This is a genomic window from Pseudarthrobacter sp. J1763, from assembly GCF_050490295.1.
Lineage (GTDB): Bacteria > Actinomycetota > Actinomycetes > Actinomycetales > Micrococcaceae > JBNPEO01.
This window is the reverse complement of sequence record NZ_JBNPEN010000004.1, coordinates 126,799-150,274: the sequence shown is the minus strand read 5'-3', so window position 1 is coordinate 150,274 and position 23,476 is coordinate 126,799. Positions and strand designations below refer to the sequence as shown.

Here is a 23,476-nt window from a genome sequence, read left to right as displayed (position 1 = left end):
ATGCCCCGCCCGTACACACTTTTCACCGGCCAATGGGCTGACCTTCCCTTTGAAGAAGTAGCCAAGCTCGCTTCCGAATGGGGTTATGACGGACTCGAGATCGCTGTCTCTGGTGACCACCTAGACGCCTGGCGTTGGGATGAGCCCGGCTATGTAGAGTCAAAACTGGCCGTGCTAGAGAAATACAACCTAAAAGTCTGGGCTATTTCTAATCACCTCAAGGGCCAAGCCGTGTGTGATGACCCCATCGACTTCCGCCACCAAGCCATAGTGGGATCCAAAGTCTGGGGCGACGGGGACCCCGAAGGAGTCCGCCAACGCGCTGCAGAAGAAATGAAACAAACCGCACGCCTAGCCAAGGCACTCGGTGTGAAAACCGTGGTCGGGTTCACCGGATCCTCGATCTGGCAATACGTTGCCATGTTCCCGCCCGTCCCAGCCTCAGTGATCGAGGCCGGATACCAAGACTTCGCAGACCGCTGGAACCCGATCCTAGACGTCTTTGATGAGTGCGGAGTGCGTTTTGCCCACGAGGTTCACCCATCTGAGATCGCTTACGACTACTGGACCACTGTGCGGACACTTGAAGCGATTGGCCACCGCGAGGCGTTCGGTCTGAACTGGGACCCGTCCCACTTTATGTGGCAAGGCATTGACCCGGTCTCCTTCATCTGGGACTTCAAAGACCGGATTTATCATGTGGATTGCAAAGACACCAAGCTGCGCCCCACCGGCAGGAACACCATCATGGGGTCTCATTTGCCGTGGGGAGATCCGCGCCGTGGTTGGGACTTTGTCTCGGCAGGCCGCGGCGATGTTCCATGGGAATCATCCTTCCGGGCTTTGTCCGCGATCGGCTATAACGGCCCCATCTCAATCGAATGGGAAGACGCCCGAATGGATCGGCTCCACGGAGCTCCCGAAGCGCTTGCAGCACTCAAAAAATTCGACTTCCCGCCCTCACAAACCAGCTTCGACGCCGCATTCAGCCACCAGGACTAACACAGCATGCTAGAAAACACGGCGCCTAACGACGGTTTCGTCCCACTATTCAACGGCACAACCCTTGACGGATGGCGGGCCGTGCCCCGCATCTATGGGACGTTGTACCCCGGCGGCCCCGGTGTGCTGGACATCTTCGCCGCGAACGGCCGCGAAGTCCCAGTGGACCCTGAAAAGCACCCCGCCCGGTGGTTCGTACAGGACGGTGTCTTGGTTGGCGAGCAAGACACCCCCGGCAGCGGATACGGCGGATATCTAGTGACCGAGCAGGCCTACGACGACTTCGAACTGGTCTTGGAGATGCGGCCCGATTGGCCCGCGGACACCGGCGTAATGCTCCGGCGCCGCCCGGAAAGCTGGGAGGGTTTCCAGGTCTTGGTAGACCACCGTCCTTCCGGTGGCATCGGGGGATTCTTCGGCAACGGCCTGGCCAGTTTCTCGGCGGTGCCGTTCGCCGTCGATGCAGACACCGATGCGGACGGCCGCCCTACCGGACTTATCGCCGACAATCCGGAAACATCTGTGGAGCCAGTGACGGAAGAGAAGCGTTCCCGGCTCAGCTACGCCGCGGACGTCGACGATTTCCTCAAAGTTTGGCGCTGGGATGATTGGAACGAACTCCGGATCCGCTGCGTCGGTGCACTGCCAGTCATTACTACCTGGGTTAACGGGCTGAAAATCGGGGAACTGAACACAGCTACCCTAGACTCGCCGGATTACAACCCGGCGGACGTCTTGGAAGCACTCGGTGAACGCGGACACATTGCTTTGGAAGTGCACGACAACGATTCGTATTTCGGGGAAGCCCGCTGGGGCCGAGGCGCACAATGCCGATGGAGGAACATCCTCATCAAAGAACTGACCCCTACTGAGGAGGCACTGTGATCCGCAGACTCAACGCCGATGGTGGTGCCACCGTCAAAGTTGACGTGGGCCCGGGCCACTGCGATGGCCCAGAATACTCCCCGGACGGCAAGTGGCTTTACCTGAATACGGAATCCTTCAGCATAGAACCCGGCCACGCCCAACTGGCCCGGATCCAGGCAGATGGCAGCGGATTCGAGCAGCTGCTCAAGTCCAAGACCGTCGACTGGTTCCCGCATCTTTCCCCCGACGGACAATACGCCAGTTACATCCAGTTCCCCAGTGGCACGGTGGGCCACCCCGCTGACTTGCCAGTCGACGTCGTACTTGTCTCGACCCAGGACTGGACCACTTCCCTCCAAACATGGCCACTTTTCGGTGGTCAAGGTACCCTCAACGTCAACAGCTGGTCGCCGGACTCCGCGCATTTTGCATTTGTGGCGTACCCGCTCACTGACTCAATAAAGGACTAACTACGTGATCCCTAATACCGGCACCTCCGACGGAACCATCCGCTGGGGCATCCTTGGCACCGGTTTTATTGCCGGGCTGCAAACGAAAGACTTGATTGAGAACGGCTTTGCGGTCCAGGCCGTGGGGTCCCGCAGTCTCGAATCAGCTCAAGCCTTCCGTGAAGAGTTTGGTATCCCCACCGCTCACGGTAGCTACGAAGATCTGGTGGCAGACCCTAATGTGGACGTGATTTACGTTGCCACGCCGCACCCCTTCCACCACGCAAATGCGCTCCTGGCTCTGCGCGCTGGGAAACACGTGCTGGTGGAAAAATCCTTCACCATGAACGCCCGTGAAGCAGAAGAACTTGTTGACTGTGCCCAGTCCAATGGTCTGGTTATTCTCGAGGCCATGTGGACGCGCTTCCTTCCGCACATGGTCCGGATTCGCGAGATCATCAACGCCGGGACCATTGGCGAGGTCCGGAAAGTGGTGGCAAGCCACAACCAGAGCCTGCCTCGCGATCCTGCCCACAGGATTAACGATCCGGCTTTGGGCGGCGGAGCTTTGTTGGACTTGGGTATTTACCCGATTTCCTTTGTTTTTGACATTCTGGGCGCCCCTGAACAGATCCATGCCAGCGCCACAATGACGGAAACCGGTGTGGACGGGCAAACTGCTGCGATCTTTGACTACCCGGACGGTGGGCAGGCGGTGGTGGATTGTGAGCTAGATGCTGCCGGGCCCAACCGAGCAGTGGTCATTGGTAGCCAGGGCTGGATCGACATCGAATCCACCTGGTACGTACCAACACCGTTTAAGGTTTTTGACCTCGACGGCACTGAGCTAGAGAGTTTTGATCAACCGGTGAAGGGCCGGGGTATGCAGTTCCAAGCCGCAGAGCTGGAGCGGTTGGTTAGCACAGGTGCCACCTCCGGGACCATTCTTCCGCCCTCGGAAAGTGTGCAGATTATGTCCGCCATGGACGAGATTCGCCGCCAGATTGGCCTGAGGTACAACGCTGATAAGGAGTTGGGTTCCAATGACTGATTCGGCCCGTTTCACCGAACTGCTACGGCAAGAGGACGAGCTAGTCTTCCCCCAGTTTGACCATGGTGATGCGTGGGAGCTGGGGTCATTGATCGCCAACCGCGCCATTACCCTGGATGCTGGCGTGATGATCGATATTCGCCGGCACAATGTGATCCTGTTCCGCTGTGTTCTGCCTGGTGCCACGGCGGATCAAGAGGCGTGGGTCCGCCGCAAGTCCGCCTCGGTCCTACGCTTTGAGCACAGCACCGCGTTGTTGTCTGAGCAGTTTTCGGCCCGGAGTCCCTTGGGCGGCGGTTGGCTTGCACCCGAGGAGTACACCTTGGCTGGCGGCTCCTTCCCCATTCGGGTCCGCGGCACCGGAGTTATTGGGGCGATAACCGTTTCTGGGCTGTCCTCGGAGGAGGATCACCAGCTGGTGGTGGACAGCATCCGGACGTACCTCGCGGGGCAAAGCCGAGACTAAAGTTTGACTTATGACGTACACCATCCGCCCGGCAACCACGTCCGACGCCGAGGCGCTGGCTGAGCTGGCCGCCGTCACCTTTCCGCTGGCCTGCCCGCCCACCTCCTCACCGGCCGATATTTCCGCTCACATTGCCCGAACCCTGAGTGTGGGGTCTTTCGCGGAGTACCTCGCGGACGCTGGGGTAACCATCACCGTCCTAGAAAACGAGGTTGGTCTACGGGCTTACTCGCTGATGGTGAACCGCCCCACCACTGACCCAGACGTTGCCGCAGCCCTGACGCTGCTGCCTTCGGTGGAGTTGAGCAAGTTTTACGTCCACCCCGATTTCCACGGCCAAGGTGCTGCGGCGAGGCTGATGCAGGCGAGCCTAGACACTGCCGGGAAGCTTGCGGGAAATCCGGCCGGAATATGGCTCAACGTCAACCAAAACAATCCACGCGCACTCCGCTTTTACGGCAAATCAGGGTTCACCCAAGTGGGAGTCAAAACCTTTCACTTGGGCGACTCCGTGGAAAACGACTTTGTGATGGAACGCCCACTGCAATGAGGGAATGTTCCGTTGTCTGTCAGGGTTTGAGCCAGTATGAAGATTGAGATCTGGTCCGATGTTGCCTGCCCGTGGTGCTACATCGGCAAACGCCGTTTTGAGTCCGCCCTCGCCGAATTCCCGCACAAGGACAAGGTTGAGGTGAAGTGGCGCAGCTTCCAGCTGGACCCCACACTCCCGGAACACTATGACGGCACCGAACTGTCCTACCTCAGCGAGCGCAAGGGCTTGGACCCCGAGCAGGTCAAGGGTATGTTCGCCCATGTGGCCCAGCAGGCCGCCGGCGAAGGCCTGAGCTATGACTTCGATTCCGTGGTGGTAGCCAATAGTTTCACCGCCCACCGGTTGATCCATTTGGCGGAGGAGTCCGGTAAGGGCGCCGAAGCTAAAGAGCGCCTGTTGAGCGATCACTTTGAGCACGGCAAGGACATCGGGAACACCGAGTACCTGCAGGAACTTGGCACCAGCTTGGGTTTGGTTGCGGAGGACGTTTCCGCCATGTTGAACTCGGACCGTTTCGCTGAGGACGTCCGTCACGACTTCGCCGAAGCCCGCGCTTTGGGTGTGAGCGGTGTGCCGTTTTTTGTGATCGACCGTAAATACGGGATCTCCGGAGCTCAACCTGCCGAGGTTTTCGCCTCCGCTTTGGAACAGGCATGGGCTGAAGCCAACCCCTTGATCAATGTTGGCGCCACGGATGCTGAGGCTTGCGGCCCGGACGGTTGCGCCATCTAGCGAGCCGCCGTCGTCGTTCCCTCGATGCATACTTTGCTGACATAAACAGCTAATCTGTCTTTATGCCTAAAATTTCCGCGTCGAGTAACGTGGCCCAGCGTGCCGAAACTCAGCGACGCATCCTCACCGCCTTCGGCGAGCTCCTATTTACGCATGGACTCCCCGGACTGACTATGACGGATGTGGCACGGCACGCTGGTGTGGGCCGGACGGCCGTGTACAACTACTACGCGGACATGGAGCAGCTGCTGATCTCCTACGCGCTGGACGAGACGGAAAAGTTCATCACTGAGCTGCGCGCTGACCTCAACGCCGTGGCGAACCCGGTGGGGAAACTGGCCGTGTACATCCGCGCCCAAGTGGAGGACCTCACGCGCAGGCATTTACCGCCAGGACCAGCCATGGGCGCTGTACTTTCGCCGGGTTCTTTCGCGAAGTTAGCGGACCACGTTTCTGATTTGAACTTACTTTTGCAAGAGATCCTGCAGGATGGGATTGACCAGGGCTTTTTGCCGGAATCTGATGTCACGGCCACCGCGCAGCTCATTCATGGCACCCTCGCCTCAAGCGCATCGCGCGGCAAGGCCAGCGAGCCGGGCTCCCCCGACCTCGAGCGGCACATTGAGTCCACCGTGCGCTTTATTCAGCACGGCGCCGGTGCCATGTTCGACGCCGAGGGGAACCCCATGGTGATCGCCGCACCTGACGCCGTGGCTGAAAAACCTGCGGCTGAAAAAGCTGTGGTTGAGTCAGCAGCCTGACTTACTTTTTCGCCGCGGGAGTGGCCGGGATCGTGGCAACGGGTGTGCCGTTGGAAACCCTGCGCTCTTCGCGCGGGCACTGTAGTGCACCGGGGGTTTGGTCAACTAACTCCGTTTTAGTCAGAGCCTTGAAATTCGTGCTGACAATCAGATCAACACTGGCGTCCGTGCGGTTGTCCTGAACATAGTCTGAACCAGGGGTGTTGCGCTGGACATTAAAGGCACCGAGCTGGCCCGTGGCACCGGAGACCACTACCGCCGTTCCTTGGTAGTTGATGGCCTTGTTACCCACTTCGCCAAGTTTGTACTTGCGCGCCCTCAATTCCGCTGCAACCTTCGAGGCCAGCCCGGGGATGTTCGTGGAGTTGTAGACGTTGACCTTGATCTTGTCATTGGGCTGGTAGTCAAACTTGGTTGCCGGGCAAGCCGAGCTAAATGTTGGGCTGGGCGTGCTGGAGGGGAACGCAATGTAGCCCTTCATAATGGCTAATGCCCCAACAATGGCGGCCACTACAAGGCCCACCAATAGTGTCAGAACAATCCCGTGAACCAACCTCCGGCGGTACCTTCCCGGGTTTTCCTCAGCTTCATCATCTGGGACAAAAGTCTCGCGAAGGTCATTCCCGCTGATCACCCGGTGCCCGTGAAGGTGGGACGGGTCCTTAGCCATCGATGACCAAAACTCGGGCATGGATGGCCGTGCGCTGATGCAGAGCCGTCCGCACTGCCCGGTGCAGGCCATCCTCAAGGTAGAGGACACCTTGGTATTGAACAACGTGGGGGAACAAGTCGCCAAAAAACGTCGAGTCCTCGGCGAGGAGGGCATCTAGGTCTAGGGTGCGCTTGGTGGTGACCAGCTCATCCAGGCGAATGGGGCGCGGCGCCAATTTCACCCAGTCTTTAGGCGTGTTGTATCCATGGTCGGGATAAGGGCGCCCGTCGCCCACGGCTTTGAAGATCACCTATCCAGCGTAGAGACCCGCGGCCATCCTGTGAACGACGCGCGCAGTGTCCGGTGTGTTTGTAGCCAAATGGTGATCATTTGTCCGCGCCACTCGGCGGGGAGAACAATGGGAGTATGACTGCTCCCGCTGCGCACGCCGCCCGCCCGCCACTCGCCCTGCTCCTTGACGTTGACGGTCCGGTGGCTAGCCCGGAGACGAGGCAAGTGAAGCCGGAAATCATTTCCGAGCTGATTGCATTGGCCACCGCAGGGGTTCCGGTTATTTTCAACACCGGCCGCTCCGATTCCTTTATTAAGGAACAGGTGATGACACCCATGCTCGCTGCGGGGATACCGGAGGGCGTCACCATTCATGCCATTTGTGAAAAGGGTGCCGTGTGGTTCAGCTTTGATTCCAAAGGGGACAGCCAAATACAGGTGGACCGGGAGCTGGCGGTACCGGCCGCCTACGCTCAGAGTGTTCTGGAATTGGTGGAGCGCGAATTCACCGATCACATGTTTTATGACCACACCAAGCACGCCATGGTTTCGGTGGAGCAGCGCACTGACGTCAGCAACAAGGACTATCTGGCCGTTCAGGGCGCTTTTGATCAGAAAGCGCTTGAGTTGATGGGCCAACACGGGCTCAGCGCAACCATTTTGGACCACACAAAGAGTGCCTCTGTGGCTGAGTTAAGGTCCGACGACGGCCCGGACTTCCAGCTGGACCCCACCATTATTTCCACCGACATTGAGTCGGTGCACTTGGGTAAAGACTTGGGCGCCTCGCGCGCCGTCGAACTTTTGACTGCTGCCGGGATTGCGCCACTGGCGTGGCGGACAGTGGGCGATTCACGCACTGACTACGCCATGGCTGACTGGCTTCACCACCACAATCACGAGGTCAAGCACGTTGATGTGCGTCCGGCAGATGGCGTTCCAGAGAAGCCGTATCAGGTGCTGACTGCCTCGGATTTGGGCCTGGGGCCAGAGGTTATTCATGACCACGCTGGTGGGGCTTTTTTGCGGCGTTGGCGTGAGGAATTTGCTGGCTGAACGCAGGTTTATAGCGTGGCGAGTATGCCGGCAGCGCTTTCCATAGCGCCAGGAACCATGGAGTAGTAGGCCCACGTTCCGCGCTTTTCGCGGTGCAGGAGGCCAGCATCAACGAGAATTTTAAGGTGGTGCGAAACCGTTGGCTGACCCAGTCCTAAGGGTTCGGTGAGGTCGCAGACGCAAGACTCGCCTGAACTTTCGGCTTTGACGATTGAGAGCAGCCGCAACCTATTGGGATCTGCCAAGGCTTTGAAAAGTTGCGCCTTTTGCTGCGCCTCTTCCGCACTCAAGGCTGGCTTTGCGGTGGGCACACAGCACGCAGCCGCCGCCTGAGGCTCAAGAGTTTGCACAGTGTTCACGCTTCCCATTATGCACATATATTGACATTCATCGATACAGCTGGTGATACTTCCTATATCGATCTTCATCAATTTACCTCGATCCACTCAGGAGCTTTGTGAGCATCTCAACCCAAACGCCACCACGTGAGCGCGGCGGACCTCAAGACAGCAAAGCTACAGTGGTGGGCAAGCTCTCCACACTTGATCGGTTTTTGCCCGTTTGGATCATCGCGGCCATGGCCCTAGGGCTCCTCTTGGGCAACCTCATCCCCGGGCTAAACACGGCACTTGAAGCAGCCAAGATGGGCCAAGTGTCCCTGCCGATTGCGGTGGGTCTGCTGGTGATGATGTACCCGGTTCTCGCCAAAGTCCGCTTTGATCAAACGCACCGCGTGTTAGCTGACCGGAAGTTGATGATCACCTCACTGATCCTCAACTGGCTGGTGGCACCGGCGGTGATGTTCGCACTGGCGTGGATCTTTATCCCGGATCTCCCCGAATACCGGACCGGCCTGATCATTGTTGGCCTGGCCCGCTGCATCGCCATGGTGATGATTTGGAACGATCTTGCCTGCGGGGATCGCGAGTCAGCAGCAGTTTTGGTATTTATCAACTCAATCTTCCAGGTCATTGCCTTCGGTGCGCTGGGGTGGCTCTACCTCCAGTGGCTGCCAGCACTTCTTGGTCTACCCACCACCAGCGCTGACTTCTCTTTCTGGGCCATCACCACCTCGGTGCTGATCTTCTTGGGCATCCCGCTGATCGCAGGATTCCTCACCCGCACCCTTGGTGAGAAAGCTAAGGGCCGCGACTGGTATGAGGACACGTTCCTCCCAAAACTTGGCCCGTGGGCTCTCTACGGGCTGCTGTTCACCATCACTTTGCTCTTCGCGTTGCAGGGCCAAAGAATCACCGCCCAACCACTAGACGTAGCCCGCATCGCCTTGCCCTTATTGGTCTATTTTGTGGTGGTTTTTGGTGCAAGTATGTTCCTAGGCCGCCTCTTGAAACTGGGCTACGCAAAGACCACCACACTGGCCTTTACCGCCGCCGGCAACAACTTCGAGCTGGCCATCGCTGTGGCGATTGGCACCTTCGGAGTGGCTTCCGGCCAAGCCCTGGCCGGCGTCGTCGGGCCTTTGATTGAAGTCCCAGTGCTCGTGGCCCTTGTCTACGCCGCCCTGTGGGCCCGCAAACGTTATTTCCCCACCACATCACAGCTCTAACTTGGAGAACATTATGACTACTGAAACCACCAAAAAGCCGTCCGTCCTGTTCGTCTGCGTCCACAACGCTGGACGCTCACAGATGGCAGCTGCGTTTCTGACCACTCTCTCCGCCGGCACCATCGAAGTCCGGTCCGCCGGCTCGCAGCCAGCCGATCAGGTCAACCCGGCAGCCGTGGAAGCCATGGCCGAGGTCGGGATCGACATGTCAGCCGAAATCCCCAAGGTCCTCACCACCGAGGCCGTTAAGGAGTCCGACGTCGTTATCACCATGGGCTGCGGCGATACCTGCCCAATTTTCCCCGGCAAACGTTACGAGGACTGGGAGCTCGAGGACCCGGCCGGCCAAGGTGTGGAGTCCGTTCGCCCCATCCGCGACGAAATCAAAACCCGCATCGAAGCCCTCATCGCCTCCCTCGCCTAGCCACTCCCTTCTGTACCTACCACCTCTATACACAGCACTTCTTTACACAACCCCATAAGAAAGAATCGGCACCATCATGGAGTCAGCCAACCAGGTTCCCATCGCCGTCATCGGAGCAGGTCCAGTAGGGCTCGCAGCCGCCGCTCATTTGCTGGAACGCGGCCTGGACCCTATTGTCTTCGAAGCCGGCTCGACGGCGGGTGCAGCCATTGAACAATGGCGACACATTCGTTTGTTCTCGCCGTGGCGGTTCAACCTTGACGCTGCTGCCGTCCGACTTTTGGAGGGAACCGGCTGGGAGTCTCCACGCCCCACGGCGCTCCCCTACGGCGGGGAATTGATCGAGAACTACCTCACACCACTGGCCAACACTCCAGAGATCGCCTCGCGCCTGAACACTGGCGCCAAAGTGATTGCGGTAACCCGTCAGGGGCTGGACAAAACACACTCCCGCAACCGGGAGACCACACCATTTGTGGTCCGGGTGGAAGACCAAGACGGTAGTGTTCGTGACCATGTTGTGGCAGCTGTCATTGACGCCTCCGGCACCTGGTCCACCCGGAATCCCTTGGGCACCTCGGGGCTTCCCGCCTTAGGCGAAGCCGCAGCTTCCAAGCATATTTCCGCGTCCCTTCCAGACGTTGTGGGACGGGACCGGGCTGCATTTGCTGCTCGCCGTGTCCTAGTGGTTGGCGCGGGTCACTCGGCGGCAAATACCCTGATCAACCTAGCCGCGCTGGTCCGCGAGGAACCGGACACCACCATCCTCTGGGCAGTGCGCGGTCCCTCCGCTGAAAAGGTTTACGGTGGCGAGGATTCTGATGGCCTACCTGCCCGCGGCCAGCTAGGCTCACGCCTGCGGCGCTTGGTGGAGGCCGGAACCATCGAATTGCACACCGGCTTTGGCATCCGCTCTCTCAACACCGTAAACAACGGAGTTGTTATTGACGCTGTGGACGGCCGCACTCTGGAAGCGGACATAGTTGTCCCGTGCACCGGGTTCCGGCCGGACTTGGACATCTTGCGCGAGCTTCGCCTAGACCTTGACCCGGCTGTGGAAGCACCTACTCAACTTGGTCCACTGATTGATCCGGAGTTTCACTCGTGTGGCACGGTGGCACCACATGGCGCCAAAATGCTCGCCCACCCCGAGAAGGACTTTTACATCGTTGGGATGAAGTCCTACGGACGCGCACCAACCTTCCTTCTGGCCACCGGCTACGAGCAAGTCCGCTCAGTGGCGGCTGCGCTGGCAGGTGACCACGCGGCGTCGGACGCTGTTCATCTTGAATTACCGGAAACCGGTGTCTGCTCTGCTGGCGCGGGAACCAGCTGCGACGCCCCCAGCTCTGCAATACCAGAAGCGGCAGAGCCGGCGTCGAGCTGCTGCGCTCCTGCCGCCGTCACCGTGCAGGCTGAAGAAGCTGAACAACCTGAATCCAGCTGCTGCACCGCACCGGAACCGGCCTTCCTTGGCATCCCCACGGGTTTGGCCCACGGCCGACAGGCATAGAACTTCTAAGCCCGCCACTCCTAGTTATTCAATTCGATCCACTCACAGGAAGTATTGCCATGACTGATCGTCAAGAAATCCCCCTCGGATTACAGGACAACACTGACGTTCTCCAGCGGATCAGTGCCCGACTGGCTGACCGGTATGCGGGAACCTTCGCGGCCGAAACTGTGGAACGATACGTTTTCGAGTCCTACACCGCCCTCGCCAGAACCGCAAAGGTTGGCGCACACCTCCCAAGCATCACTGAGCGATTCGCCAACGACCGCCTCCTGGCTCTTGCCAAGTCAAAGGGTGCCGTTGCCTCAGACACCCCAGAGGTGTTGTTTGTTTGCGTTCAGAACGCCGGACGCTCCCAAATGGCCGCCGCGCTCCTCACGGTCGAAGCCAAAGGCAAAATCCATGTTCGCTCCGCCGGGTCCATGCCCGCCGCACAAGTGGATCAAAACATCCTGACAGTCATGGCCGAGATGGGCCTAGATCTGAGCAAGGAATACCCCAAGCCCCTGACAGACGACGTGGTACGCGCCTCCGAAGTAGTTGTCACCATGGGCTGTGGCGATTCTTGCCCGATCTACCCTGGCAAACGCTATGAAGACTGGGAGCTCACCGATCCGGCAGGGCAGTCCCTCGAAACGATCCGGGAAATCCGGGATCAGATCCACGAAAGAGTCAAAGCCCTCGTGGCGTCACTGACCACAGAAAAGGCAGCCTCATGACCGCCGAACAGCCCTCAGTCCTCTTTGTCTGCAGCAAAAACGGCGGCAAGTCCCAACTCGCTGCCGGACTGATGCGCCAGCTCGCCGGTGACGCGGTGAAGGTCTATTCGGCTGGAACAAAACCCGGCGCATCCCTGAACACTCAGTCCGTGGAAGCCTTGACAGAGCTCGGCGTCGACATCACGGGCGAGTATCCCAAAGCCGTTACGGACGAGGTTCTCAGCGCAGTGGATACCGTAATCATTTTGGGAACGGAAGCCAAGCTGGACGTGCCCCAAGGCAAGCGTTTAGAGGTCTGGGAAACGGACGAACCCTCTGTGCGCGGGATCGAAGGGATGGAACGGATGCGCCTTGTGAGGGACGACATCAAAGCCCGCGTCGAGGCCCTTAGGGACTCCCTCCTCTAGGCCTTCCAGCCCAGTTGCTCGCCTTCCTGCCCAAATACCCTTTCCGCAGGCGGGCCAAACCCTTGAAATCTAGGGGAATTTGCTGCCAAATAATCTTGCACCAACGCAGCAACTGGGCAGGAAGGTCACGCCGACAACGGGGTTTCACAGAGTCTCGCGGGGTTCCCCCGTGCCCGTGGGCGGATTAGGGGGGCGGGTTATCATTCAAAGAGCACACTCCCCCAACTTTTCTGGAGATTTACCATCACTAACGCGCCCACGCAGCAGCAAGAAATCCACTACGGTGGACCTGCCTCCGACGAGGAAACTAACCTTGTCCGTCCCATTTCAGCTGCTGCGGGTGCCCGTCTCAAAAACCGAACTGACGTGGTTCTAGACGCGGGGCGTTACTCGCTCCTGAACCAAGACCGCACCCCGTACCAGGCGATGGTGGAGGACCTGCTGTTTATTCGTAAGGTACTGGCCGACGCCGATCTGCCGTACCTTTTGGTGCGTGGCAACAGTGACCGCCCGGTGATCGCAGTGGACTGGAAGAGCCGCAAAAAGATGCGTGCTGCGCTGGTTGCTGCCTGCCTCAATGAGCCGTTCTACTCGATGACGGTTGATGCCAAACAAAAAAGCTCACTGCTCGTTGCGGATGGAAAGCTCTCCACCAACCCCAAGGCACGGATCTTCCGCCTCTACCGGCCCAGCATCGAACCCAAGGGCGGGCTGCGGTACGGCGCGGCCCTTGGTGTGCAGCTGGAATTGTGGAGCTTTGAAGGCGAGCAACTGGTGTTGCCTATAGAAAACTCCCTGACCCGGCGCACCATGCTGGCTCAAGATGCAGTTCGCGGCACCGTGGACCGCTACGGCCACTCTTGGCCCACCATTGAAAATATGTTCGCCGATCACGCGAGCGACATCCGCTTCGACGTGGATATGGTGTTCTCTTGGGTAGACGGCTCCTCACCCGAGTACATAGCCGCACGCAAAGCACGGATGACGGATGTAGTGGTGGGCGAAGGCGACGATCATGAGGCGCGCTTCCGCCAGATTGACGAGCTGAAATACGCGCTCCGCTCGGTGTACATGTTCGCCCCTTGGGTGCGCCGGATCTTCATCGCCACAGACTCCCCCGCCCCGCACTGGCTGGCCGAACACCCCGGCGTAACCATTGTGCGTAGCGAAGAATTCTTCGCAGACACCTCGGTGCTACCCACTCACAACTCACAAGCTGTGGAATCCCAGCTTCACCGAATTGACGGTCTATCAGAGCACTTCTTGTACTCCAATGACGACATGTTTTTTGGCCGGCCCATCAACCCAGACATGTTTTTCACCCCGGGCGGCATCACTAAGTTCATCGAAGCAGAAACCCGGATCGGGCTGGGTGAGAGCGACACCGAGCGCAGCGGCTTTGAAAACGCGGCCCGGGTTAACCGGAAACTCCTCTGGAACCGCTTCGGCCGGATCACCACACGCCACTTAGAACACTCCGCTGCACCACTGCGCCGCAGCGTCGTGGAGCAGATCGAGAAGGAATTCCCCGAAGAGTTCCGCAAAACTGCGGCCAGCCGTTTCCGTGCAGCTGACAACATCTCCGTGACCAACTCGTTCTACCACTACTTCGCCTTGCTCACCGGGCGTGCAGTGACACAAACCAACGCCAAGGTTCGGTACGTAGACACCACCATGCGTTCCGGCCTGAAATATCTGCCCAAGCTCTTAGCCAAGCGGAACATGGATTTCTTCTGCCTGAATGACGGCAGTTTCCCCGAGGTCCCAGCCGATGAACGCGAAGAAAAGGTTGTTGAATTCTTGGAACGCTACTTCCCGATCAAAGCACCCTGGGAGAACTAGTCCCGGGAGAAACCGTCCGCATCATGCCAGTTTGGGCTGCTCGTTCAGGAATCCGAATTCCTGCCGCGGCCAGCCTGCGCTGAGTTTCGGCAGCATCCACATACTCGCCCACCGTGACACTGCTTCCCAGTGGCACCACTGAGTGGACCACAGTGTGCTCGTAAACGTGTACCAAGTTGAACGCCTGCGCACCATCCTGCCCGCGTGTACCGCCCACAGCAACAGTCAGGTCTTGGGTGTAACAACTGGCCGAGGCCACTGAAACCGGAATGCCGGCGAAGCTCGCCGTCGTCGAATAATGCAGGTGACCAGCCAAAATGGTGCGGACATCCGAGTTCCGCAACACCTCTGCAAGGGCTGCCTGGCCGCGCAGCTCCACCAAAACTGCAAGGTCCAAAACACTCGGCACCGGCGGGTGGTGCATGGCCAAAATGGTGCCGTCCGGGGCTGGAGTTTCCAACTCGTGGGCCAACCACTGAAGCTGCTCGGTACTAATTTCGCCGTGGTGAAAGCCCGGAACTGTGGTGTCCAAAGTGATCACCCGCAGGCCGTTGACTGAATAGACGGCGTCCACCGGGCCACTGTGGCCGAGTTCATCCAGGAGCTCAGTACGGAAATTCGCCCGATCGTCATGGTTGCCCATGGCCAAAATCAGACGGGCGCCGGACTCTTGGCACACGGGATCAAGGATTCCGCGCAATTTCCGGTAGGCAGCCGGTTCTCCCTTGTCCGTCAGATCGCCGGTAAGAATGATGGCTTCTGGCCGGACTCCTGAGGCAAGAAACTCGCCCATCAGCTGCCGTAACCGGCCCTCGGCGTCCACCGCTCCGTAAAGAGCTTCCGGACCGCCCACCAGGTGGGTGTCGCTGAGGTGAACTAAAACATGGCGTGGCCGTGGATGTTCGGCCTCGATGAGCTCCATTGCTGCCCTTAGCACTCGTGAAGAGACGGCGTCTCCTCTGTACCCCCAGTAACCCTTATCAAACCAGACAAAAGGCAAACAACATGCAAAGTTTTCCCGGCATGTTGCGGAAAGGGGCACGAATTGATTCTCGCCTTAGGGCTCTATGCCAAGGCGCTTTCGACGGCGGCGATCAACTCGGGTGCATCCGGCTCCACCTTTGAGCCGAACCGGGCCAGGATCTTGCCGTCGCGGCTGACAAGAAACTTTTCAAAGTTCCATTTGATGAGCCCCGGCAGGATGCCGTTTTTGAACTTAGTGAGCTCAGCGTAGAGCGGGTGCTGGTCCTTGCCACGCACGTTGGCTTTTTGAGTTAAGGGGAACGTCACACCGAAGTTGACCTGGCAGAACTCTGCGATCTCCTCATCGGTGCCCGGTTCTTGTCCAGCGAACTGGTTGCAAGGCACTCCAAGGATGTCCAGGCCTTGGTCCTTGTAAGTGGTGTACAGCTTCTGAAGTCCCTCGTATTGCGGAGTGAAGCCACATTTAGATGCGACGTTGACTACCAGAACGGCTTTGCCTTCGAAGCGTCCGAATGTGGTCTCGGTGCCGTCGCTCATAGTCAAGGGTGTGCTGTACAGGGAAGTCATGGTTTTCCTCACGGTCGATGGAGCTACTCACCTAAGCCAAACACTTTTAGCTGGGAATTACTTCGTGGGTGTGGTTGCAATAGCCGTAGCGCTCTCTAACGAGCTCGTCGACTCGCTAGGTGCCGTGGTGGGTGAATCCACTGGGGATGCTGTCAGCGAAACCGTGGGTGATGCGCTGGGTGACGTGCTCGGCGATGTGGAGGGCGTAGCGGACGGCATGTCCGTGGGTTCTGCTGATGGTGTGACAGTACCGGGTAATGTCGCCGTTGGTGAGGCGGGGGGCGAAGCGGACGGTGAGGCACTCGGCGTCGTGGTTGGTTTTGTAGTCGGTGATGCGGTGCTTGGTGACGCTGTGGACGAATTGGTGGGCGCAGTTGTAGGCGTCTTCGGCGGGACGCTCGGGTGGGCGTCGTCATCTTTGATGACCCCAGGGGTACTGGGTTTCACCACCGGCTCTAGGACCGGGACCGCCCAAGCGGGAGTCGCGTCAGGTTTCTTCCCGGCTCCTGGCGAGTAGTCAGTCATGGGGATATTGCCAAGGCGGTCCACTTGTTTGATGGCGATCATTTTGTAGCCGAGCGGGTCACCATGCTTGCCATTTTTGATGACTTCAAAGTGCAAGTGGCAACCCGTGGAAGATCCAGTGGTGCCAACTTTTGCGATGACCTGCCCCACATCCACCGAATCGCCTTTGTGAACGGCAATCCCTTGAAGATGGTTATACGTGGTGATCAGCCCATTGCCGTGGTCAATCTCCACACGGTTGCCGCCGCCCCACAAGTGCCAACCAACCGCCCGCACCACACCGGCGTCGGCCGCATAAACCCGAGTTCCGCAGGCCGCAGCATAGTCCTGGCCCCAGTGGAATTCGGTGGGGTCACCCGTAATGGGACTAATCCGGCTGCCGAACGGAGAACTTGGAACCAGAGCTTCGAGCGGGGCTGAGAATGAACCTACCGGTGGGCGGCGAAGTTGTTTGGAAGCTACGTTGAGTTGGCGCTTCCCAGAGGCACTGACCGATTGAATAGAGGACCGATCAAAAGCGACCAGCGCATAGGGCCCCGCTGCCACCGGAACCGTTGCGGCGTCGTTGACCGCTTGAAGGCTTGACGGTTTTGTACTGAGTGCCGGGGATTCGGAACCAAGGGCGCCAAAGAGCAATGCGGTAGCCAGCACCGAACCTAGTGACCTAGCCATGACTTTGGGCCATTTGCGGACGAATCCCGCATTTGGCCCGTGCTTGCCTCTCAAGGCTGACTTCCCAACGTTGACAACTTGGGGCCGATAAACCACCCCTTCCAGTGTGGCGAGACTCACGTCAGCATGCAAGGGATTGTGGCAATTGGGCAAACAAAAAGGAGCCCCGAACCATAGTCCGGGGCTCCTCATTTGGCGGAGAATGGGGGATTTGAACCCCCGAGGGCGTGAACCCAACACGCGTTCCAGGCGTGCGCCATAGGCCGCTAGGCGAATTCTCCAGTTGCTTCTGAATCAAAAGCAGATACTAGACTACCGGAACTTGCCAGCACTTCCCAATTCAGCAGCTGCGCATACACTCTGAAGCCGCTGATGCGCCGGACTCCATGAGCCACTCCCAGCAAAATCTCAGCAAAATGGGCGCCCCCAATGCGCCCATTTTCCCCAAGTGCCGCCACCAACCAGGCCGCTTGAGGAGTGCGCGGCCAGCCCGGCAAATGCTTATGCCGGTTTCAGAAACCCAATCGGTGGATATATTTATAGTGACAGGGTGTCAGCTGAAGCGCAATGGGGAGGACTTCCCCGTTGCGCCGTGAGACACACTCCCCCGAGTGGCGCCGGATGGCCGGACGATTCGAGCCACCGCCGATCTTGGGCTAAACTTGACGACGGCCCCTCATGTGGCGTCATCCTGTTGAACTCCCCCAGGACCGGAAGGTAGCAAGGGTAAATGGGCTCTGGCGGGTGCATGAGGGGTCTTTTAGTTCCCTATAAAACTGTCGGTGCCGATTGATAGGGTTTTCTCTGTGACTGTTACTACTGCTCTTTACCGCCGGTACCGCCCGGATTCTTTCGCGGACGTGATCGGGCAAGAGCATGTCACGGAGCCGCTTATGACGGCATTGCGCAAGAACCGCGTTAATCACGCCTACCTCTTCTCCGGCCCTCGCGGTTGCGGAAAAACCACCTCGGCCCGCATCCTAGCCCGCTGCCTCAACTGCGCTGAAGGCCCCACCGACACCCCTTGCGGAAAGTGCCCCAGCTGCGTTGAATTAGCCCGCGGCGGTTCAGGCTCCCTAGATGTTATTGAGATCGACGCCGCCAGCCACGGTGGTGTGGATGACGCCCGTGATCTGCGTGAGCGCGCCACCTTCGCCCCAGTGCGGGACCGCTACAAAATCTTTATCATCGACGAGGCCCACATGGTCACACCGCAGGGCTTCAATGCTCTGCTGAAAATCGTTGAAGAGCCGCCGGAACACATCAAGTTCATCTTCGCCACCACGGAGCCGGACAAGGTCATTGGCACCATCCGCTCCCGCACGCACCACTACCCCTTCCGTTTGGTGCCGCCCGAGCCGCTGATGGCCTACTTGGAGTTGCTGTGCCAGCAGGAAAACGTACCGGTTGCCCCGGGCGTGCTTTCTCTTGTGGTCCGAGCCGGTGGCGGTTCAGTGCGTGACTCACTCTCCGTTTTGGACCAGTTGATGGCTGGCGCAGGAGAGGACGGGCTTAACTATGAGCTGGCCGTCGCGCTTCTTGGCTACACGCACGCCTCATTGTTGGATGACGTGGTGGATGCTGTTGCTGCGGGCGATTCAGGAACGGTTTTCCGCGCCGTTGACCGTGTTATTCAGACCGGTCACGATCCGCGACGCTTTGTTGAGGACCTGCTGGAGCGCTTCCGCGACCTGATCATTGTTCAGGCTATGCCGGAGAGCGCTGCCGCGATTTTGCGCGGAATGCCTGCGGATCAGATCGCCCGTATGCGTACTCAGGCGCAGAATCTTGGCGCGGCTGAGCTTTCCCGCGCGGCAGATGTCACTAACACGGCGCTCACGGACATGACCGGCGCCACCTCACCGCGTTTGCACCTTGAGCTGCTTTGCGCCCGCATCCTCTTGCCAGGAGCGGACCAGAGTGAACGTGGATCCGTTGCGCGGATTGATCGCCTGGAGCGGCGTTTGGCTTTTTCCGGGAACGACGCCGGAACCGCCACCACTTCTCCGGCACCACAAGCGCCAGCAACGTCCGGTGGTCAGGGCCCGGCAGTGCGGGAAGTGCAGCGTCCCGCAGTTGCTGAGGTCCAGGCGCACGCTGCTACTGAGACCAACGTTCCAGCTGCGCAGTCGGCCCAGGCGCACGCGGTTGTAGAACCAGTAGCAGCCGAGGCAAAACCTGTTGTTCAAGAGCCGGCTGCCCCGGCCGCGGATCATGTTCCTGCTCAGGTTTCCGCTCAGGCGGCATCCGCTAACAAACCCCAGTTGGCACCCGCTCAGCCACCTGCTCAAGCACCCGCTCAGGCTCCTGCCAGCAGTCAGGCAGGCGGCTCGGGTCAAGTTGAGATGATGCGTCGTGCTTGGCCAGAAGTTCTGGACACCTTGTCCAAGATCAAGCGCAGTACGTGGGCCTTGGTGGCTCCGAACGCACAGGTTGGTGGCTTCGATGGTGAAGTGCTGCAGCTAGCGTTCACCACCTCCGGGCTCGCTGGCGCTTTTAGCCGAGGGGATCATTCAGAGAACCTGAGAAGAGCCATCTCCCAGGTTGTTGGAGTCGACTGCCAAATTACGCCCATCGCCGGGGCTACCAACGGCGGATCGAGCTCTGAGCCAAACCCAAAAGCACCCGCTAGCCGGGAAGCTCCGGCGGACGCGGCACCGCTAAACGTTGCGGCAGCTCCGGTTCAACAGAATCTGGTGGAGCCAGCTTCGGTTGCTCCAGAAGTCCCTTCCCCGGAATTTTCTGCAGCAAACCCTGCGCCCGCCGTCGAGATTGTCCTCGACGATTGGGGGCTGCCAGTGGCAGCAGCTGTTGAGCGCCCGGCAGAAACCACTGCTCCTCATGGCACCCTGTCACGCGAAGAATCCGCGGCCGACGACGATGAACCGCAGGTAGCAGCATCGTGGGCATCAACCCCCTACGATGACGTTCCGTATGCGGACGAGGAACCTCCCAACGAAGACGATCTTCCGCCCGAGGGCTGGACTCCCCCGGCTCCGCGCTCACTCGCCACCAGCCAAGCGGCAGCAACGGTGCCGGCATCTGAACCTGCATCTGAACCTGCACCGGCTAAGCAGGCAACCACCAAGCCCGTGTCAAAACTGGCCGCTGCCAAGGCCAAGCTTGAAGAATCGGGCAACCCCGGCTCAGGCGTGCCCAACAAGGACGATCCTTGGGAACGCGCGCGCGAACAATCGCCCGGCGTGTGGATAGTTGGGACTGAAAGCAACGTCGGAACCCAAGCTGTAGCAAACGCCGCGGAACCAATTCCGCTCGCCACAACCAACTACGCTCCTGCCACAGCACAGTACCCAACCCCTGCAGCACCAGCGCCAACGCCGTCAAGCACGGCGGCGCCAACGCCTGTGGAGCCAACCCCTGAGTCAGGTAACCCGGGTCCCCGCCCAAGCCTCTACCAACGTCTGTCCAACAGTCCTGAGGCGCAGGCGGCGCGCCTACAAGCGGCACCCAACCGGACGGCGTCGGCCCCTCAAGGCCTAGTAGACGAATACACCAGCGCGGATGACGTCACTATTGAGGAGTCTGGCCTGTTTGGCCGGGCCGCTGTGGAGCGTATTCTGGGCGGAACCCTTGTAGCGCAGCTGAATCTTGACGGCAGCCCAGTTATTCCGCGCTAGTAGCTCCCCCGCTGAACTATCCACCCGAAGAATGAGGAAATTGTGTACGAAGGCGCAGTTCAAGAGCTGATTGACGAGCTTGGACGTCTCCCTGGCGTTGGCCCAAAATCAGCGCAGCGCCTGGCGTTCCACATTCTCGAGGCGGACCCGGAGGACACTAAACGCCTTGTTGCGGCGATCACCACCGTTAAGGAACGGGTGAAGTTTTGCACGGTGTGTGGCAACGTCACCGAGCAAGAACTGTGCAACATTTGCCGGGACCCGCGCCGGGATCCCAGCGTCATTTGTGTGGTTGAAGAGTCCAAGGATGTGCTGGCGGTGGAACGTACCCGTTCCTTCCGCGGCAGGTATCACGTGCTCGGCGGGGCCATTAACCCGATCGCCGGGGTTGGCCCGGAGCAACTTCGAATCCGTGAACTTCTGACCCGGCTCAATGACAGCTCCATCCAGGAAATCATCATCGCCACCGACCCCAATCTCGAAGGCGAAGCCACGGCGACGTACTTGGCACGTATGCTCAAAACCATTGGGATCACCGTTACGCGTTTGGCCTCTGGTCTTCCCGTGGGCGGAGACCTCGAATACGCCGACGAGGTAACTTTGGGCAGGGCCTTCGAAGGCCGCCGCAACGCACTGAATTAGCAGGCGTTAGCTAGTCAGCCGCTCCACCGGCGGACCCCACAAGGGATCTGCGTGCCAACCGCATCAGATCCCTCACGGGCGCTTCCACCGGGCGGGCTCCCCCACGCCATACAGCCGTGAGCTGGCGCCGGAGGTCCACGCCGGCCACTTCAACCACCACCAGCCGGCCAAGGGTGAGGTCGTCCTCAACGGCCAAAGAACTCAGCACCCCCGGCGCAACGCCGGCTGCAATGGCAGTCCGCACGGCTGCAGTGCTCGCGTGCACTTGCCGAGGAGGCACAACCGCCTCGGCCAAGAAACCAGCCTTCACAAACATCTGCTCCAAGACCTTGCGTGTCCCGGAGCCTTCTTCCCGCGTGATGAGGCCAGTCTGGGCCAATTCAGCAACCGTCACGGGCGTTCTGCGCATAGCCCACGGATGACGCGGAGCCACAGCAATAACTAGCGAATCGTGACCCAGCACTTCGGTGTGCAAATCTGTGGGGAGATCCGGTGTTTCAAGAAAACCCAAACGAACTTCACCGCCCCGCACCAAAGAAATAACAGCCTCACTATTCACGGCTTTGAGGCCCACCTGAGTGACTTCTCCGGCCAGTTCTTCTTGCCACTCGCGAAGGGCTACCAACCAGCGAGGCAAAAGATATTCGGCAATCGTCAGGCTCGCAGCCACGTCAAGGCGCTGGACTGCGCGGTGCTTGATCGAATCGATCCCGGCTTCCAACCGGGCCGCGGCAGAGAGCACTTCCTGTGCCCACGCAGCAACCATGGCGCCCGAAGTGGTCAATTCTGAACCTCGCGGCGAGCGCACAATCAGTTCCGCGCCCACAACTTTCTCCATCGAACGAACTTGCGAGGAAACAGCCTGCTGGGACACCCCAAAAAGCTCAGCAACTCGGGACAGGCTCCCTAATTCACCCACTGTCACAAGCGTTTCCAGAGCAGCCAGACTCGGCACCTGCGGACCTAACACGGAAACCTCCCACAAGAATTGCTTGTACCCTCCCAAGGGTAGGCCCTCTACCGGCGAGTAACGAGTTCGGGAAGCATCAATATATGAGCTTTCCTCAAATGAGGGTCCGTGCGCGCAGCGTCACCCCTGGCGTCCTGGCTGCACTAAGCGCCGCGCTCGGCGCCGCCTTGCTGCACAAAATCTTCCCAGCGCTTCCGGCGCTCACCGCGGTCATCGCCGTCGGGATTCTGCTTGCTCAAATCCCAGTCACACGCCGGGCCCTGACTCGGACTCTCGCTCCCGGAACAGAACTGGCCGCAAGCACTTTCATGCGGATCGGCGTCGTACTCTTGGGATTTAAACTGAACCTGCACACCATCGCTGCACTCGGTTGGCCCGTCTGGCAGGCCGTACTCTCGATCCTCTGCGTGACGTTTCTACTCACGTGGTCACTCGGCAAGCTGCTCCGGCTCCCCGGCAAACAGCCGCTACTTATGGCGGCAGGGTTCTCGATCTGCGGTGCGTCAGCGATCGGCGCCGTGGCACACGTGTCCAAAGCCAACGACGACGACGTCGCACCGCCCATCGCGATTGTCACCCTCTGCGGTACGGCTGCTATGGCCGTTCTCCCGTTGCTGTGGCATCCGCTGGGACTTAGTAGCGCCGGGTTCGGACGCTGGGTGGGGGCGAGCGTTCACGACGTCGGACAGGTTGTAGCCGCGGCAAATGTTGCCGGTGCGGCCGCGTTGGCGACTGCGGTGCTAATCAAGCTCATCCGTGTGCTGATGCTCGTCCCGCTCATTTCGCTCGTGGGCTTGGCCGAATGGCGTGCCAACCGAGGCGCGAGCACGCACAGGTCACTCGCCACGGTGATGCCATGGTTTGTCCCGGCTTTCCTTGCTGCGGTGGTGATCCAAACATTTGCACCATTGCCCCAATCCCTAGCCAATGGCGTGGACACGGCGCAGCTAGTGCTGCTTTCAATGGCATTGTTCGCGTTGGGGACCAGAGTCAGGGTCCAATCGCTGTTTTACCAAAACTGGAAAGCCCTTGTGGTGGGTTTGCTTGCGTCAGTAGTGATGGCCATTCTGGCGCTGATCTTGCTTCGTTAGAACAGCCCTCGTCACCAATGCGTCCTGCCATGTGG

At 59.4% G+C, this 23,476-nt stretch carries 25 protein-coding genes, 1 tRNA gene and 1 other RNA gene; 19 read left to right on the top strand and 8 right to left on the bottom strand.

Annotated elements, in window-relative coordinates:
* From ACQQCD_RS05665 to ACQQCD_RS05630, 8 genes are all read left to right on the top strand, one after another.
* Nucleotides 1-1,002: a sugar phosphate isomerase/epimerase family protein gene (locus ACQQCD_RS05665; RefSeq protein ID WP_430267437.1), complete on the top strand. Its 1,002-nt coding sequence runs from the start codon at nt 1-3 to the stop codon at nt 1,000-1,002.
* 6 nt (nt 1,003-1,008) lie between these two features.
* Nucleotides 1,009-1,887: a 3-keto-disaccharide hydrolase gene (locus tag ACQQCD_RS05660; RefSeq protein WP_430267436.1), complete on the top strand. Its 879-nt coding sequence runs from the start codon at nt 1,009-1,011 to the stop codon at nt 1,885-1,887.
* Nucleotides 1,884-2,339 carry a TolB family protein gene (locus ACQQCD_RS05655; protein ID WP_430267435.1) on the top strand — a complete coding sequence of 152 codons (456 nt, stop codon included), beginning with the start codon at nt 1,884-1,886 and terminating at the stop codon, nt 2,337-2,339. The genes ACQQCD_RS05660 and ACQQCD_RS05655 overlap by 4 nt, the downstream gene beginning before the upstream one ends.
* A 4-nt stretch (nt 2,340-2,343) precedes the next feature.
* Nucleotides 2,344-3,369 (top strand): Gfo/Idh/MocA family protein, encoded by a 1,026-nt coding sequence (locus ACQQCD_RS05650; protein ID WP_430267434.1) that lies wholly within the window; start codon nt 2,344-2,346, stop codon nt 3,367-3,369.
* On the top strand, nt 3,362-3,835 hold the full coding sequence (locus ACQQCD_RS05645; RefSeq protein ID WP_430267433.1) for a heme-degrading domain-containing protein: 474 nt from the start codon (nt 3,362-3,364) through the stop codon (nt 3,833-3,835). Before ACQQCD_RS05650 ends, ACQQCD_RS05645 begins: the two co-directional genes overlap by 8 nt.
* Nucleotides 3,836-3,845: 10 nt before the next feature.
* Complete coding sequence (locus ACQQCD_RS05640) at nt 3,846-4,385, top strand: GNAT family N-acetyltransferase (protein WP_430267432.1); 540 nt, start codon at nt 3,846-3,848, stop codon at nt 4,383-4,385.
* A gap of 36 nt (nt 4,386-4,421) precedes the next feature.
* Nucleotides 4,422-5,120, top strand: coding sequence for a DsbA family oxidoreductase (locus ACQQCD_RS05635; protein WP_430267431.1), 699 nt, complete (start codon nt 4,422-4,424; stop codon nt 5,118-5,120).
* A gap of 62 nt (nt 5,121-5,182) precedes the next feature.
* Complete coding sequence (locus ACQQCD_RS05630; protein WP_430267430.1) at nt 5,183-5,881, top strand: TetR/AcrR family transcriptional regulator; 699 nt, start codon at nt 5,183-5,185, stop codon at nt 5,879-5,881.
* 1 nt (nt 5,882) lies between these two features.
* Here the strand turns inward: ACQQCD_RS05630 and ACQQCD_RS05625 are convergent, their stop codons facing one another.
* Complete coding sequence (locus ACQQCD_RS05625; protein WP_430267429.1) at nt 5,883-6,572, bottom strand: LytR C-terminal domain-containing protein; 690 nt, start codon at nt 6,570-6,572, stop codon at nt 5,883-5,885.
* On the bottom strand, nt 6,544-6,843 hold the full coding sequence (locus ACQQCD_RS05620) for a type II toxin-antitoxin system VapB family antitoxin (protein WP_430267428.1): 300 nt from the start codon (nt 6,841-6,843) through the stop codon (nt 6,544-6,546). Before ACQQCD_RS05620 ends, ACQQCD_RS05625 begins: the two co-directional genes overlap by 29 nt.
* A 116-nt stretch (nt 6,844-6,959) precedes the next feature.
* Here ACQQCD_RS05620 and ACQQCD_RS05615 point away from each other — a divergent pair, with 116 nt between their 5' ends.
* Entirely contained in the window at nt 6,960-7,880 is a 921-nt protein-coding gene (locus ACQQCD_RS05615) for a hypothetical protein (protein WP_430267427.1), read from the top strand.
* Nucleotides 7,881-7,888: 8 nt separating this feature from the next.
* Here ACQQCD_RS05615 and ACQQCD_RS05610 read toward each other — a convergent pair whose 3' ends face one another.
* Nucleotides 7,889-8,239 carry an ArsR/SmtB family transcription factor gene (locus ACQQCD_RS05610; RefSeq protein WP_430267426.1) on the bottom strand — a complete coding sequence of 117 codons (351 nt, stop codon included), beginning with the start codon at nt 8,237-8,239 and terminating at the stop codon, nt 7,889-7,891.
* Nucleotides 8,240-8,343: 104 nt separating this feature from the next.
* Between ACQQCD_RS05610 and arsB the strand changes: the two genes are divergently transcribed.
* The 6 genes from arsB to ACQQCD_RS05580 all read left to right on the top strand — a co-directional run bounded on the left by arsB (nt 8,344) and on the right by ACQQCD_RS05580 (nt 14,352).
* Nucleotides 8,344-9,447: an ACR3 family arsenite efflux transporter gene (arsB, locus tag ACQQCD_RS05605; protein WP_430267545.1), complete on the top strand. Its 1,104-nt coding sequence runs from the start codon at nt 8,344-8,346 to the stop codon at nt 9,445-9,447.
* A gap of 13 nt (nt 9,448-9,460) precedes the next feature.
* Nucleotides 9,461-9,871, top strand: coding sequence for an arsenate reductase ArsC (locus ACQQCD_RS05600; protein ID WP_430267425.1), 411 nt, complete (start codon nt 9,461-9,463; stop codon nt 9,869-9,871).
* Between the two features lie 76 nt (nt 9,872-9,947).
* The gene (locus ACQQCD_RS05595) at nt 9,948-11,384 is read left to right on the top strand and encodes an FAD-dependent oxidoreductase (protein WP_430267424.1); all 1,437 of its coding nucleotides are present in this window, start codon (nt 9,948-9,950) and stop codon (nt 11,382-11,384) included.
* Between the two features lie 59 nt (nt 11,385-11,443).
* On the top strand, nt 11,444-12,103 hold the full coding sequence (locus ACQQCD_RS05590) for an arsenate reductase ArsC (protein ID WP_430267423.1): 660 nt from the start codon (nt 11,444-11,446) through the stop codon (nt 12,101-12,103).
* Nucleotides 12,100-12,510 (top strand): low molecular weight phosphatase family protein, encoded by a 411-nt coding sequence (locus ACQQCD_RS05585; protein WP_430267422.1) that lies wholly within the window; start codon nt 12,100-12,102, stop codon nt 12,508-12,510. The genes ACQQCD_RS05590 and ACQQCD_RS05585 overlap by 4 nt, the downstream gene beginning before the upstream one ends.
* A gap of 366 nt (nt 12,511-12,876) precedes the next feature.
* A complete protein-coding gene (locus tag ACQQCD_RS05580) occupies nt 12,877-14,352 on the top strand; it encodes a stealth family protein (RefSeq protein ID WP_430267421.1) in 1,476 nt (491 codons plus the stop codon).
* Here the strand turns inward: ACQQCD_RS05580 and ACQQCD_RS05575 are convergent.
* From ACQQCD_RS05575 to ACQQCD_RS05560, 4 genes are all read right to left on the bottom strand, one after another.
* Nucleotides 14,330-15,274, bottom strand: a complete 945-nt coding sequence (locus ACQQCD_RS05575) for a phosphodiesterase (RefSeq protein WP_430267420.1) — start codon at nt 15,272-15,274, stop codon at nt 14,330-14,332. The two genes, ACQQCD_RS05580 and ACQQCD_RS05575, sit on opposite strands and share 23 nt — an antisense overlap.
* 143 nt (nt 15,275-15,417) lie before the next feature.
* Nucleotides 15,418-15,903, bottom strand: coding sequence for a glutathione peroxidase (locus tag ACQQCD_RS05570; RefSeq protein WP_430267419.1), 486 nt, complete (start codon nt 15,901-15,903; stop codon nt 15,418-15,420).
* Nucleotides 15,904-15,960: 57 nt separating this feature from the next.
* A complete protein-coding gene (locus ACQQCD_RS05565; protein ID WP_430267418.1) occupies nt 15,961-17,100 on the bottom strand; it encodes a M23 family metallopeptidase in 1,140 nt (379 codons plus the stop codon).
* 193 nt (nt 17,101-17,293) lie between these two features.
* Nucleotides 17,294-17,381 (bottom strand) — tRNA-Ser (locus ACQQCD_RS05560).
* Between the two features lie 386 nt (nt 17,382-17,767).
* On the opposite strand from ACQQCD_RS05560, the gene ffs reads away from it, so the two are divergent.
* The 3 genes from ffs (at nt 17,768) to recR (ending at nt 21,380) form a co-directional block, all read left to right on the top strand.
* Nucleotides 17,768-17,864, top strand: an RNA gene (gene ffs, locus ACQQCD_RS05555) — signal recognition particle sRNA small type.
* 42 nt (nt 17,865-17,906) lie between these two features.
* Nucleotides 17,907-20,738 carry a DNA polymerase III subunit gamma and tau gene (locus ACQQCD_RS05550; RefSeq protein WP_430267417.1) on the top strand — a complete coding sequence of 944 codons (2,832 nt, stop codon included), beginning with the start codon at nt 17,907-17,909 and terminating at the stop codon, nt 20,736-20,738.
* A gap of 42 nt (nt 20,739-20,780) precedes the next feature.
* Nucleotides 20,781-21,380, top strand: coding sequence for a recombination mediator RecR (recR, locus tag ACQQCD_RS05545; RefSeq protein ID WP_430267416.1), 600 nt, complete (start codon nt 20,781-20,783; stop codon nt 21,378-21,380).
* Nucleotides 21,381-21,390: 10 nt separating this feature from the next.
* Here recR and ACQQCD_RS05540 read toward each other — a convergent pair whose 3' ends face one another.
* Nucleotides 21,391-22,350: a LysR family transcriptional regulator gene (locus ACQQCD_RS05540; RefSeq protein ID WP_430267415.1), complete on the bottom strand. Its 960-nt coding sequence runs from the start codon at nt 22,348-22,350 to the stop codon at nt 21,391-21,393.
* Nucleotides 22,351-22,433: 83 nt separating this feature from the next.
* Here ACQQCD_RS05540 and ACQQCD_RS05535 point away from each other — a divergent pair, with 83 nt between their 5' ends.
* On the top strand, nt 22,434-23,441 hold the full coding sequence (locus tag ACQQCD_RS05535; RefSeq protein WP_430267414.1) for a YeiH family protein: 1,008 nt from the start codon (nt 22,434-22,436) through the stop codon (nt 23,439-23,441).
* Nucleotides 23,442-23,476: the final 35 nt, after the last annotated feature.

Bases quoted from the DNA above. Each gene is read 5' to 3' on its own strand.
- ACQQCD_RS05665 (WP_430267437.1), top strand. From the start codon at position 1: ATGCCCCGCCCGTACACACTTTTCACCGGCCAATGGGCTGACCTTCCC.
- ACQQCD_RS05660 (WP_430267436.1), top strand. From the start codon at position 1,009: ATGCTAGAAAACACGGCGCCTAACGACGGTTTCGTCCCACTATTCAAC.
- ACQQCD_RS05645 (WP_430267433.1), top strand. From the start codon at position 3,362: ATGACTGATTCGGCCCGTTTCACCGAACTGCTACGGCAAGAGGACGAG.
- ACQQCD_RS05640 (WP_430267432.1), top strand. From the start codon at position 3,846: ATGACGTACACCATCCGCCCGGCAACCACGTCCGACGCCGAGGCGCTG.
- ACQQCD_RS05635 (WP_430267431.1), top strand. From the start codon at position 4,422: ATGAAGATTGAGATCTGGTCCGATGTTGCCTGCCCGTGGTGCTACATC.
- ACQQCD_RS05630 (WP_430267430.1), top strand. From the start codon at position 5,183: ATGCCTAAAATTTCCGCGTCGAGTAACGTGGCCCAGCGTGCCGAAACT.
- ACQQCD_RS05625 (WP_430267429.1), bottom strand. From the start codon at position 6,572: ATGCCCGAGTTTTGGTCATCGATGGCTAAGGACCCGTCCCACCTTCAC.
- ACQQCD_RS05615 (WP_430267427.1), top strand. From the start codon at position 6,960: ATGACTGCTCCCGCTGCGCACGCCGCCCGCCCGCCACTCGCCCTGCTC.
- ACQQCD_RS05600 (WP_430267425.1), top strand. From the start codon at position 9,461: ATGACTACTGAAACCACCAAAAAGCCGTCCGTCCTGTTCGTCTGCGTC.
- ACQQCD_RS05595 (WP_430267424.1), top strand. From the start codon at position 9,948: ATGGAGTCAGCCAACCAGGTTCCCATCGCCGTCATCGGAGCAGGTCCA.
- ACQQCD_RS05590 (WP_430267423.1), top strand. From the start codon at position 11,444: ATGACTGATCGTCAAGAAATCCCCCTCGGATTACAGGACAACACTGAC.
- ACQQCD_RS05585 (WP_430267422.1), top strand. From the start codon at position 12,100: ATGACCGCCGAACAGCCCTCAGTCCTCTTTGTCTGCAGCAAAAACGGC.
- ACQQCD_RS05575 (WP_430267420.1), bottom strand. From the start codon at position 15,274: ATGGAGCTCATCGAGGCCGAACATCCACGGCCACGCCATGTTTTAGTT.
- ACQQCD_RS05570 (WP_430267419.1), bottom strand. From the start codon at position 15,903: ATGACTTCCCTGTACAGCACACCCTTGACTATGAGCGACGGCACCGAG.
- ACQQCD_RS05565 (WP_430267418.1), bottom strand. From the start codon at position 17,100: ATGGCTAGGTCACTAGGTTCGGTGCTGGCTACCGCATTGCTCTTTGGC.
- ACQQCD_RS05535 (WP_430267414.1), top strand. From the start codon at position 22,434: ATGAGCTTTCCTCAAATGAGGGTCCGTGCGCGCAGCGTCACCCCTGGC.